The organism is Arenibacter aquaticus, from assembly GCF_003957295.1.
In the GTDB taxonomy this organism is placed as follows: domain Bacteria; phylum Bacteroidota; class Bacteroidia; order Flavobacteriales; family Flavobacteriaceae; genus Arenibacter; species Arenibacter aquaticus.
Window position 1 is genome coordinate 100,268 of sequence record NZ_RQPJ01000005.1, and the last position, 12,920, is coordinate 113,187.

Sequence of the window (12,920 nt, forward strand, 5' to 3'; positions counted from 1 at the left end):
CCCTAATAGGCGATAGTGCAACAAAGTGGTATGGACCTATAATTACCTTTATACATAGGCCTGCAGTTTATAGTTAAAGTAAGAAGCCTTATTGGCCAATGACCAGTTATCACTTCAACCAGACCATGGCATGCTTACACAAATAAAAAACACTTTCCCGAATATTATTTAAAATAATTCTAAATAATTTTGGTCGATATAAAATTGCATTCTATTTTAGCACCTTATTTATAACAAGTCTAAATTAAAATAGAATGAAAAAAATAGTATTATGGGTTCATTTATTGATAGTCACCGTCCTATTTTCCCAAAATAGTGGCACATTACGTGGGACCATAGTAGATGGCAATGAAAACCCTATATCCTTTGCCAATGTATTTTTGGAAGACATACAAAAGGGAAGTATGGCCAACGAAGATGGTACCTATGAACTCAAGGATATTCCTTATGGCACATGGCAATTACGCATAAGCGCCGTAGGTTTTAAGACTAAGACTTTTCCGATATCCATTAACAATCCTGAGGTTACTGCCAAGCCCCTTCAATTAGCAATGGAAAATCACCTGAGCGAAGTAGAAGTATTTGGCAGGAGAGCTTCGCATCCTGACAAAATAGAGGCTCTTACCCGTTTACCCTTGGAGCCATACGAACAAATCCAAAGTATCTCCGTCATATCGGACAAGCTAATAACAAATCAAGGAGCGCTGACCATTTCTGAGGCCACCAAGAATGTACCTGGGGTCTATACCTTTGCCACCTATGGCAACAAGCGCGAAAGTATGTCTTCCCGCGGTTTTAGGGGTATTCCAATCTTAAAAAACGGCGTAAGGGTACATTCGGATTTTAGGGGAGTAGGCATCCTTACCGATATGCAGGGAGTAGACAACATACAGGTATTAAAGGGTTCCGCCTCTATAACCCAGGGGGTTGCCACGGATTTGGGGAGTCCTGGTGGAGTCATTAACATCGTGACCAAAACACCAATCTATCAATTTGGAGGGTCGGTATCACAGCGTTTTGGCAGTTACGGACAAGTAAGACCAACCTTTGATATATATGGCCCCATTGACGACAATCAAAAAGTGGCATTCCGAATCAATGGAGCCTTGGAGCGCGCAAATAGTTTTCGTTCCGGAGTAAGTTCCGAGCGCATTTATATAAACCCCTCTTTACAATGGAAGATAGACAACAGGTCCAAGATTACAGTGGAATTTGATCATTTTGATGACAGTAGAACTCCAGATCTGGGTACTGTTAATTTAGGTCCAAATGACCAAAATGCCATCTATGACCTTCCTTCAGATAAATTTTTAGGATATGAAAACGACAGGTCCCTTACTAAAAACACTACCTATTCCCTACGTTTTGACAGGCAGTTTAACGACAAGCTAACCCTAAAGACGGCTTTTTATAAATCCCATTTAAAATTGGACGACAAAGGTGCCAGTCTAGGAAGTGTAGTTACTATAGATGATGTAGAACAATACAATTTAAGAGCTAGAGGTTACTCCACTTCTACCCGAAGTGATGACAATGGGGTACTACAAGTTGATCTTATTGGCACGAAGGTACAAACAGGTTCTATTAATCATACCTTTCAAGTGGGATTTGATTACCGTACCTCCCAATACAGCACCACTTCCCAAAGACAAAGTGTCATAGATACCATCAATGTTTTTGAAACAAATTCCAATACACTTCCTTCCGTTGCCTTGGTAGCTGGCACCCCTGGTGGAGCAGAAAGCAAGTCTTTGGGACTTGTAGCCCAAGATGTAATTTCATGGAATAACTGGTTAAGGAGTTTTATAGGAATTAGGTATAGCAGTACCGAAACCATCACCGATATAGAGAACAACAAGAGCGATGCTTTTAGTCCTTTAGGCGGATTTATCGTTAGCCCGTATAAAAATATCAACCTATTTGCTTCCTACACCAACAGTGCCTACCCAAGAACGGCGGCCAGACTGGGCGTGAATGGGGAGGCCCTGGGCAATGAACGCTTTGACCAATTGGAGGCAGGAATAAAAACCTCATGGCTGGAAGACCGTTTACGCTTTAATCTTACTATATTTAAGATCAATAACAAGAATATAAATCTACCCGTTTATGACGAAAATTGGGTAGCCACTGGATACTATCAAAAGGGCGGTAATGATCAGCGTCAAGGAGTGGAGGTAGAACTTACCGGCCGCATACTTGAGAGTTTAACGGCCGTTGCAGGGTATTCCTATATTGATGCCCAATACAAAGATCATACTTCCTATGTTTTTGGATCGGCCCCTCTAAATACACCCAGACATACCGCAAATATATATTTGGATTATAAGTTTAGCGGAATGCTGGATGGCCTGTCTTTGGGTGGAGGCGTATACTATACTGGTGAAAGACCCATCAACGATTGGTCTTCCGGGGCAGTTACTCACGAAGGTATAGTCCCAAATGAAAAACCATTCAATGTAGAGGCCTATACCTTGACCAATCTTCAGGCCGGATATAGGTTTAACAACCATTGGGATCTGCGATTGATGGTGAACAATGTATTTGATCAAATAGGTTACAATGCCTATAGAACCAGTTATATAAACCAAACAGCCCCAAGGACATTTGGTGGAATATTGAGATACACCCTTTAACCATTTACAAGTTTTAAAACATGGCCAAAAAATCAAAAAAATACACCATTAGAAAGTTAATAAACGACATCCACCTCTGGTTGGGAATAGGCAGTGGGATTATTTTGTTCCTAGTTTGTTTAAGTGGTACCATACTGACATTTGAAGAGGAAATAAAAAATCTATTTACCCAGGATTTTAAGGTTGCCCAAAGCAGCAATAGAAGGCTTTCTTTAGAACAACTTTCGGAATCCCTATCCAAGGAAGGCACGGTCACCAGCGTTACCCTGCCTATTGAAACTGGGGAACCTTTACAATTCAATGTAAAAACCTCGCCAAAAGAGAGACGCGGGACTACCTATTTTGTGGACCCCTATTCCGGGGAATACCAAAAAAAGCAAAAATCCCAATTGGACGGTTTCTTTCTAAGTATGTTTAAAATGCACAGATGGCTTTTAATGGATACAACCATAGGTAGACCTGTAGTAGGTATTGCCACCATCATTTTTCTTATTTTGTCCATTAGTGGAATTATATTGTGGTTTCCCAAAAAACGGCGTTGGAAGAATTTCAAACCCGGATTTAAGATCAAGTTCTCTGCCAATTGGAAGCGTATTAATCACGATCTACACAATACCCTTGGATTTTACGCCTGTATTTTTTTGGTAATCATGTCGCTTACCGGACTATTTTGGTCCTTTGAGTGGTACCGCGATGCCGGTAGCGAAGTTCTGGGTACCAAGGTTTTTGGCAATCGAGGTGGGGGTCCAAAATTTACCTCAGCCCTTAGCCCCAATGCAAGGGTCAAGACTTTTAAAGAGATACTGGAAATTTCTGCCGGGGAATTAAACTATAAAGGAGAGGTTAGCATCACCATTCCTTCAACGGACAAGGATGTCTTTACCATAACAAAAAGCAATGCCAACAGCTGGTCACCCGTCATCAAGGATAAATTGGTATTGGACCAAGACGGAACCCTAATGCACAAAGAAATCTTTAGGGACAAGCCATTAAACGTGCAGATTGCTTCCCTTATAAAGCCCATACATATGGGCACTATTTACGGAACTTTCTCTAAAATAATATACTTTTTCGCCTGTTTGATCGCCACTACCTTACCCATAACAGGTACACTTATCTGGATCAATAAATTAAAAGCCAAGAAAAAGAAAAAAAAGAAAGTGGCTTTCGCTTAAATTATTGAGGCAAAAAAGTAACTTCCAGCAAATAAAAAGGGCTTTTATAAGCCCTTTTTATTTGCTCCTGTAAATCGAAGCACCAAGTATCCAACAATACCGGATACAACAGACCCTATAAGGATACCCACCTTGGCCGAATCAACAAAAACTACGTTGTTGGCAAATGCCAAATTGGCTATAAAAATAGACATGGTAAAACCCACTCCGGCCAAAATAGCAATTCCGGAAATTTGGAAAAAATTAAGGTCCTCTGGCAGTTCTGCCATCTTTAATTTTACCCCTAGCCATGACAATAATGTAACGCCCAGCAATTTCCCCACAAACAACGCCAAGGCTATGTTAATTATCAATGCGGCATCTAACTGCATATTGGACCCAAAAACAACTCCTGCATTGGCCAAGGCAAAAATGGGCATTATGAAATAAGCCACCCAGCCATGGAGTCGATGCTCCAATTTTTGTAATGGTGAGGTAAATTTATCGGTTAAATCCTCCAAATCGTCTATATATCCCAATTGCTCATTTGATAAAACCGGAACATTCTCGTTATTGGTTTTGGTAATTCCCCTCATTATATCCAATAAGTTATCCTTAAAAGACTGCATATCTATCTTTTGCCGAATTGGCACTGTAAAGGCTACCAATACACCAGCTATGGTTGGGTGTATACCAGACTTTAAGAAAAGTACCCAAATAATTATCCCAAGAATTATTGTCCAGTATTTGGAATATATGCCCTTTATCCCGAGAAAAGAGAGAATCAACAATGGAATTAATGCGTATAAAATTAAAAGCCAATCCACACCTCCACTGTAAAAAATGGCTATGACCATTACGGCCCCCAAATCATCCACAATAGCAAAAGCGGTCAGGAAAATTTTAAGACTTAAAGGAACTCTATTCCCCAATAGCTTCAAGATTGCCAGGGAAAAGGCAATGTCCGTAGCCATGGGAATCCCCCATCCTTGTGAGGTTTGAGGCGAATCATTCAAGAAAAGGAATAACATCAAAGGAAAAATCATCCCCCCTATGGCCGCGAACAGCGGAAACATTGCTTTTCGCAATCCATTGAGTTCCCCTATCAGAAGTTCCCTTTTGATTTCCAACCCTATCAGAAAGAAAAATAAGGCCATGAGTCCGTCATTAATCCATAGGATCAATGGTTTTGTAAGTTGGAAAGTTTCTGAGCCAATGCCTATTTTATATTGCCATAACGCATTGTAGGATTCACTAAAGCCAGAATTTGCCCAAATCATAGCTATGAGTGTCGCACTAAATAGGAGGACCCCACTTAAACTCTCGATTTTTACAAATTTTTGAAAAGGTGTAAGAATAATTCTTTTTATCATATAATTTAATGTGATTTATAAAAGGTCATAAAGGTAAAAATACATAAATACTTCAAAGAGCTAAGCCAAGCTATTCCCTATAGATTTTATTTATTAGACCCTTGCGCCCCGTATAAATAGCTTTTCATCTACCTTTACCCACATAAAGATCAATGCATTATACTTATAGCCCAGCTAACAACCATTAATTACTGGGAACTGGGATACGCTTTAATCAAATTCTATTTTTGATGTTAACCGCAACATTTTATTGCTTAAAGAAAACAGCCATTGCAAATGCTCGCGTATCAAATGGACCTCTTGTAAATCCCGTTCCATCTGAGGGTCTGTTCTAGATGCCAGTTCGGGATCATCGGGGAAAGCACCTGGTAACATCCGTCTAAAGAGAACTTCTGCATCCTTGGAAGAAGGGGCCACAACAGAACTTTTATCCTTTAACGACTCCAGTACTAAGGCTAAATTTTCATCTATTTTTGCTACTGCCGCCTTAAATTTCCTGGAAGCCTCTGTAGTGGGGTTATTCTGTATGTATGTGCTTAAGGAAGCCAGGGAAGACAAAAAGGTGTGGTTTAGCACCACCAATTCGTATATTTTATCTACATGTCTTTGTTTGGATTCCGGTTCCTGTGCCATACGTTGAAAAGCGGAGCCCAAGTTGGATGTTTCCACAAAGGCTTCCTTTCTACTTACTTTGAATAAGGTGGGTGCTTTTCCCTTCTTTTCATAATATTGGCCAATTTGAAGTAAAAATTCACGGTTGGCCTCCACACTTTTTTCTATATGCAGCCTTATTTCCATAAACCCCCAAGCGGGCCAAATCCATAGAATGGCCATAAAGGAAAGCCCTGCACCAATAAGGGTATCCAATATTCTATATTGGATTACAGTAAGTACATCAGGCCTGATAATGGCATAAATGAATACCACACTCAGGGTAATAAAGGTCGCCCCAGCCCTATAATTCTTTTGAACCATTGAAAAGGCAATGATCAAGGATACTATTCCCATTGCCCCGAACACATACGGATCCTGGGTTAAAAAGACAATTGCCGTTGCAATAGCACCTCCTATCAAAGTCCCCATTATCCTGTCCTTGGAACGCTCTTTGGTGAGTCCGTAGCTGGGGCGCATTATTACGATAATAGTGAGTAGTATCCAATAGGGATTTTGAAAATCGAAGAAATTACCTAAAGCGTACCCCAGCATAACTGTGATGGCCAACCTAAGGGAGTGTTTAAACAAAACCGATTTAAAACTAAAATTCCTTACCAAAAGCCGTGGATCATAATCCAGAGGCACCAAGAATTGCATGGAGGTGGCCGTATCTATGGTGTCTACAGCGTTCATATCAGGATTGCCCAGCAACCAAGTTATTTTTTTAAGCTTATCAACCTGTTTCTCCTGATATTCCATAAGATTCTGAAGCATAAGAAACCCTTCATAATCCTTGGCTTCCACTTCATTTCGAAAAGAATTAATTTGCTGTTTTAGCATTTTCAAGCATGTTGCCACCTTATTGTTCTTAGGCAGTTTTCGTATATTATGTCCTTTTTTGGCTATAACCCTCAGTTGATGGGACATTTCGTAAATTAAGTCCTGAAAACTTTGTATGTACTCGGGATGATCCTTGAATAGCCCATCCATCTTATCATAATTTACAGGGTTGGCCACTGCCGTCTCCAGCATATCTACCAATTGTGCAAAGACCAACAAACGTTTTGCCTGATAGTGGGATCTACCTGAACTTTTACGAGACAATATCAATATTTCCCTAAGCTTTTCGTGATGTTCAATAAGTTCACTTTGCAACTCGTACAACTTGGACTGCAATTGGGTCCTATCTATCTGGGGACCTACCAGTTTTCCCCGGGTCTCCAAGAATTCGGCAGTAAGGGTATAGGTTTCTGATAATAACTCCTCTGTCTGCGCCTTGGGATTAATACGGTACCACAACATAGCCAAGGACAGATACCACAGTCCACCGGCACCAATAAATAAGGCATATTGATATATTTCAAGTTCCGTGGAATCATGGGCAAAGCTCAAGACAAGGGCCAACAAGCCCGAAAAACTAATTAACGAAGCCCTAAATCCGTAGACGGAAATAAAGGCTATGGCAAATGTCAACAATCCCAGAATGGGAAGTAACAGCCACAACTTTAAATGTAGATAGCCCCCTATAAAACTTACCAACATAATTAAGGCGGCCGAAAAGAGAATGCCGTACTTTTTATGCCGAAAACTGCCACTAACATCACTGGGCGAACTCCAAAACGCTCCAAAACAAAATGCCAGACCCACTTCAAAATAACCAAATTTAATGCCTAGCACAATGGGGACGGTAACAGCTATAGCTATTAGGATCGCCTTGGAAAAATTAGTGCTCTTTAAGAACAGAATAAGCTCCCTGCCAGATGGGAAAGTGGTTGGGCCAAATAACTTCACTGTACAATTGTTCAGCCCTAAAGATACAATTAGATTAAGTGCTCAACAAATGCTGCGGAACTGCTTTTGGGATTATTTGTCCAATGGAACCTGTTGCACCATTACCCAGAACAAGAATTTGAATTGAACTTTAAAAATGATATTTTTGTTTAATCATTTTTACTAAATAATGAACAGCGTTAAAAGCACCTTTAGCATTAAGGACCTTGAAAACCTCTCCGGGATCAAGGCCCATACTATTAGAATATGGGAAAAACGCTATAATCTATTGCAACCTAGTAGAACGGACACCAATATTAGATACTATGATATAGAAAACCTTCAAAAGCTTTTAAACGTTACCTATCTCTATAATAACGGATTTAAAATTTCCAAGATTTCGGCATTGGGTCAGGAGAAGATTTCCAGCGTAGTCAGGAATTTAACTTCCGAACAAAAGGCTAATGAACATATCCTTAGTTCTTTTAAAATGGCCATGTTGAATTTTGACCAGGTACTTTTCTCGGAAACGTACAATAAGCTTTTAAAGGAAAAATCGTTCCAAGATCTTTTTTATCAAGACTTTATCCCGCTGCTGTCCGAGCTGGGAATGCTGTGGCAGACCAATACTATAACCCCATGCCACGAACACTTTATTAGCAACCTGATAAAGCAAAAAATCCTGGTCAATACTGAAAAGTACCAGTCCCTTAGCCCAAGTAATATTTCAAAAACCTTTATTTTATTTCTTCCCAACAATGAAATACATGAGCTGGGACTATTGTTCCTCAATTATGAAATTTTACGGAAAGGCTACCGGGCAATTTTCCTAGGCCCTAGCATACCAATAGAGGAATTAAAAGATTTTCTCAGCCTCTACGACAATCTTATCTTTCTATCCTACTTTACCGTAAAACCCGATGGTGATAAGGTTAATTCTTATCTAATGAATTTTTATGAGGAATTGTTAAGAAATAGCGATGCGGAACTATGGGTATTGGGAAGAATGTTAAAGCAAGTAAACACCAAAAAGTTGCCTACTAAGATTATTCCCTTTTCCCGTTTGGACGAACTGGTTAAAAAGCTTTAACCCCTGCAAGACCAATTCTCCCAATAATATTTTTCTACAAAAACCGCCAATCCCCATACACAATACACCCTGGACAGCTATCCTTCCCAGGTACATCTCCCATGTCCAATTACGCTAAAGAATTGGGCATCTATGGATTTGACCCAACTCTGTTAAATACGCCAAAGTTAAATTTTGTTTAATATTTATATAAAAAGATTAAACATTTTGTATCTTGTTCCTTATAAATGAGCACTATGGCCAAAAAGAAATCTATTTCAAAAAACGACATCATTTCCTTGTATATGGATTATGTCTTAGAGCAACATGAAAAACCAAAATCGGTTTACGCCTTTGCCAAGGCCAACAATTTTGAAGAATCAGAATTTTATGCACTATTTGGTTCTTTTGAGGCCATTGACAAGCAGGTTTACAAATCTTTTTTCTCCAATACCCTAACCTTATTGGAAAAAAGCAAAGACTATGCTGGCTATGATGCCAGAAACAAACTACTAAGTTTCTACTTCACATTTTTTGAACTTATGACTGCCAATAGGAGTTATGTGGTATACAGCTTGTATAAGCACAAAAACCACATTAAAAGTTTATCGCTCTTGTCCAACCTCAAACGAGCTTTTACAAGCTATATAGACGAATTGGAAATTGAAACTTTGGATATCAAACAAGAGGATATAGATAAAATTAAAAAAAGAGCTCTGCAGGAATCGGCTTGGTTACAGCTGGTATTGACCATTAAATTTTGGTTAGATGATAGTTCTGCCTCCTTTGAAAAGACAGATATCTTTATAGAAAAATCGGTAAACGCCAGTTTTGATGTCCTAAATGTGGCACCTATAAAAAGTATCATTGACTTGGGAAAGTTCATTTTCAAGGAAAAAATGCACAGCAACTAATTTTGGCCAATGAAAACCATAGACAATATTCCCGTTTCCAAAATACAGCGTGCTTCCAAATTGGTTTCCACCGGAGCCAAGGTAGGGGTTAACTACCTTAAGTATTACGGAGATAAATTGACCAAGTCGGAAATAGAAGCCAGGTCCAAATTAAACCAGAACAACGCCGAGGATATTTATGACAGTCTTAAGCAATTAAAGGGCAGTGCCCTAAAAGTTGCCCAAATGCTCAGCATGGAAAAAAGTATTATGCCCCGGGCCTATGTGGAGAAATTTTCTTTGGCCCAATTTTCAGTACCGCCCTTATCCCCTCCCCTGGTACTTAAAACCTTTAAAAATTATTTTGGGAAGTTGCCCAATGAATTATATGATTCCTTCAACACTACTTCGGTAAATGCTGCCAGTATTGGCCAAGTCCATTTGGCAGCGAAAAATGGGAAAAAACTTGCTGTGAAAATCCAATATCCCGGAGTTGCCGAAAGTATTGCCTCAGATTTGGCCTTGGTAAAACCCATCGCTATTAAGATGTTCAATATCAAGGGAAAAGATTCTGACAAATACTTTAAGGAAGTTGAAGGAAAACTTATTGAGGAAACAAATTACGTACTGGAAATTGAACAAAGCAAGGAAATAGCCAAAGCATGTTCAGGAATTCCCAATCTTTTGTTTCCCGGCTATTACGAAGAATTGTCTTCGGAGCGAATCATTACTATGGATTATATGGAGGGCGAACACCTCTCCGAATTTACTGCCCACAATACAGATCGGGAAAAAGCCAATCAATTGGGACAGGCATTATGGGATTTTTATATGTATCAAATCCATAAATTAAGGAAAGTCCATGCCGATCCCCACCCCGGAAATTTTTTAATTACCGAAGACGCAAAATTGATTGCGTTGGATTTTGGCTGTATGAAAACCATACCAATGGAATTCTATGAACCCTATTTTGAATTGGCCAAACCCGAAAATATTTCCGACCAAAGCTATTTTGTTTCCAAATTATATGAATTGGAGATTTTGCGCCAGGACGACTCGGCAGCAGAAGTTGAATTCTTTACAAAGATGTTTCATGAACTGTTAAGTTTGTTTACACTACCCTTCCATGCAGAAACCTTCGATTTTTCGGATACAGACTTCTTTGGAAAGATAAATGAACTGGGACAGCGGTATTCCCAGAACACAGAACTCCGAAAAATGAACGCAAATAGAGGTTCCAAACATTTTATTTATATTAACAGAACGTTCTTTGGATTATATAACCTTATGTTCGATTTAAAAGCAACGAACATTAATATCCACAATATTAAAGAATCCTGAAGTACTATGACCAGCAAAGATGTATTAAAATAAGCCCCTAAATGAAAATTCTCGTAACCGGTGCCACAGGCTATATAGGAAAACGCTTGATCCCCATTCTGATCAATGAAGGACATCATGTGGTCTGCGCGGTAAGAGATAAGCTAAGAGCGGACAAAACACATCTTGAGGAAGACAACATTTCAATCATAGAATGCGACTTCTTAAAACCGGAAACTCTCAACAATATTCCCCAAGATATTGACGTGGCCTACTATTTAATCCACTCCATGTCTAACTCCTCCAACGATTTTTCCAGTTTGGAGGCCCGTTGTGCTACCAATTTTAAAGATTATTTTTCCAATTTACCATTAAAACAAGTCATTTATTTAAGTGGTATTACCAACGAAGAACAATTATCCAAACATCTAAGCTCCAGAAAAAATGTAGAAGAGATATTAACTTCAGATTCCTATGCTCTTACCATTTTTAAGGCAGGAATCATAGTGGGGTCAGGAAGTTCCTCCTTTGAGATCATTAGGGACCTAGTAGAAAAGCTGCCCATTATGGTTGCCCCAAAATGGCTTAATACCAAAACCCAACCCATAGCGGTACGGGACGTATTGGCTTTCTTGTCCAGAGCAAAAGAAAAAAAAGAACTCTATAATAAATCATATGATGTCTTTGGTCCGGAAATACTCACCTACAAACAAATGCTCTTGCAATTTGCAGAAACAAGAGGGCTAAATAGATATATATTGACCGTTCCGGTCATGACACCAAAACTATCTTCCTACTGGTTATATTTTGTAACCTCTACCTCTTACAAACTGGCAACCACCCTGGTAGATAGTATGGGCGTTGCTATAGTGGGGAAACCCAGCAACATCAACAAAATATTGGGAGTAGACCCAATAACTTATAAAGAGGCCGTGAAATTGGCCTTCGAAAAAATTGAACAAAACAGTATTATATCTAGTTGGAAAGATAGTATGGTGAGCAGCGGGCGATTAAAAAAAAGTCTGCACAAATACATAAATGTCCCCAAATATGGCTGCTTCAAAGATTATAAGGAGCGCCTTATTATTAATGAGGAAGACACCATAAACAAAATTTGGTCTATAGGTGGCGCCACAGGCTGGTATTACGGAAATTTTTTATGGAAAATAAGAGGCTATATAGATAAATTGGTAGGTGGTATTGGCCTGCGCCGAGGCCGCACACACACTTCAGAACTGGCTGCCGGTGATGCCCTGGATTTTTGGAGAGTAATTTTCAGCGACAAAAATGAAAAGAAATTACTGCTGTATGCCGAAATGAAACTTCCTGGTGAAGCGTGGCTAGAATTTAAAATTGATAAAGGAATTCTAAAGCAGACCGCTACGTTTAGACCACGTGGACTGGCCGGCCGACTCTATTGGTACAGCGTATACCCTTTTCACGGGCTTATATTTAATGGTCTAATCAACAAACTGACCAACAACTAACCATATTCCACATAGGTATCTTCTATTGCACTATAAGAAAATAGAATTCCATTTTGTTTAACTTTTTTCATAAATACTTAAACATTTTGTAAATTTGATTGGATTAAAATTACAATGGTTCTAGATACGTCAAATAAAAATAAGAATATAGTTTTACTCATCAATGATTTGGTAGGCAAGCCCTATAGCTTTATACAGCTTTTAAAAATGAAAGGTAGTTTTAGCAAAAAAATGATAATAGCGGATGCAAGCGTTTATATGGGCCTTTATTTAAATAAAGCCAATACTGTAACCCTTGCAGACATAGAACTTAGACCTTTGGGGGTACTGATTAGAATTTTTAAGGGTATAAAAACATTTACTTGGGTAGTACCATTCTATCAACTGGTACTATACAAAAAGGACTGTAACAGCATACACGCCCATGGACGTTTTTTACGATTCAAAAAAGACCATATATTTGAAAAAAATAAGGCTTATTTTCATAAATTATTGAATCAGAAAGCAACCTATGAATCAAAATATGGGTCTTTAAAATATAGTGGTTCTTGAATTGTTCAACCTTAG

The 12,920-nt window shown here is 39.0% G+C and carries 9 protein-coding genes; 7 read left to right on the plus strand and 2 right to left on the minus strand.

Annotated features, from left to right (window positions below):
* The first annotated feature begins 254 nt into the window (after nucleotides 1–254).
* Complete coding sequence (locus EHW67_RS09930) at nucleotides 255–2,633, plus strand: TonB-dependent receptor (RefSeq protein WP_126162235.1); 2,379 nt, start codon at nucleotides 255–257, stop codon at nucleotides 2,631–2,633.
* Between the two features lie 20 nt (nucleotides 2,634–2,653).
* Nucleotides 2,654–3,808 (plus strand): PepSY-associated TM helix domain-containing protein, encoded by a 1,155-nt coding sequence (locus EHW67_RS09935; protein WP_126162236.1) that lies wholly within the window; start codon nucleotides 2,654–2,656, stop codon nucleotides 3,806–3,808.
* Between the two features lie 44 nt (nucleotides 3,809–3,852).
* Here the strand turns inward: EHW67_RS09935 and nhaA are convergent, their stop codons facing one another.
* The gene (gene nhaA / locus EHW67_RS09940; protein ID WP_126162237.1) at nucleotides 3,853–5,160 is read right to left on the minus strand and encodes a Na+/H+ antiporter NhaA; all 1,308 of its coding nucleotides are present in this window, start codon (nucleotides 5,158–5,160) and stop codon (nucleotides 3,853–3,855) included.
* Between the two features lie 210 nt (nucleotides 5,161–5,370).
* Complete coding sequence (locus tag EHW67_RS09945) at nucleotides 5,371–7,605, minus strand: FUSC family protein (RefSeq protein WP_126162238.1); 2,235 nt, start codon at nucleotides 7,603–7,605, stop codon at nucleotides 5,371–5,373.
* 169 nt (nucleotides 7,606–7,774) lie between these two features.
* Here EHW67_RS09945 and EHW67_RS09950 point away from each other — a divergent pair, with 169 nt between their 5' ends.
* From EHW67_RS09950 to EHW67_RS09970, 5 genes are all read left to right on the plus strand, one after another.
* Nucleotides 7,775–8,674, plus strand: coding sequence for a MerR family transcriptional regulator (locus EHW67_RS09950; RefSeq protein WP_126162239.1), 900 nt, complete (start codon nucleotides 7,775–7,777; stop codon nucleotides 8,672–8,674).
* Between the two features lie 236 nt (nucleotides 8,675–8,910).
* Entirely contained in the window at nucleotides 8,911–9,567 is a 657-nt protein-coding gene (locus EHW67_RS09955; RefSeq protein ID WP_126162240.1) for a TetR family transcriptional regulator C-terminal domain-containing protein, read from the plus strand.
* A gap of 9 nt (nucleotides 9,568–9,576) precedes the next feature.
* Entirely contained in the window at nucleotides 9,577–10,887 is a 1,311-nt protein-coding gene (locus tag EHW67_RS09960) for an ABC1 kinase family protein (protein ID WP_126162241.1), read from the plus strand.
* A 41-nt stretch (nucleotides 10,888–10,928) separates the two neighbouring features.
* Nucleotides 10,929–12,353: an SDR family oxidoreductase gene (locus tag EHW67_RS09965; RefSeq protein ID WP_126162242.1), complete on the plus strand. Its 1,425-nt coding sequence runs from the start codon at nucleotides 10,929–10,931 to the stop codon at nucleotides 12,351–12,353.
* A gap of 114 nt (nucleotides 12,354–12,467) precedes the next feature.
* The gene (locus tag EHW67_RS09970; RefSeq protein WP_126162243.1) at nucleotides 12,468–12,905 is read left to right on the plus strand and encodes a hypothetical protein; all 438 of its coding nucleotides are present in this window, start codon (nucleotides 12,468–12,470) and stop codon (nucleotides 12,903–12,905) included.
* The last annotated feature ends 15 nt before the right edge of the window (nucleotides 12,906–12,920 follow it).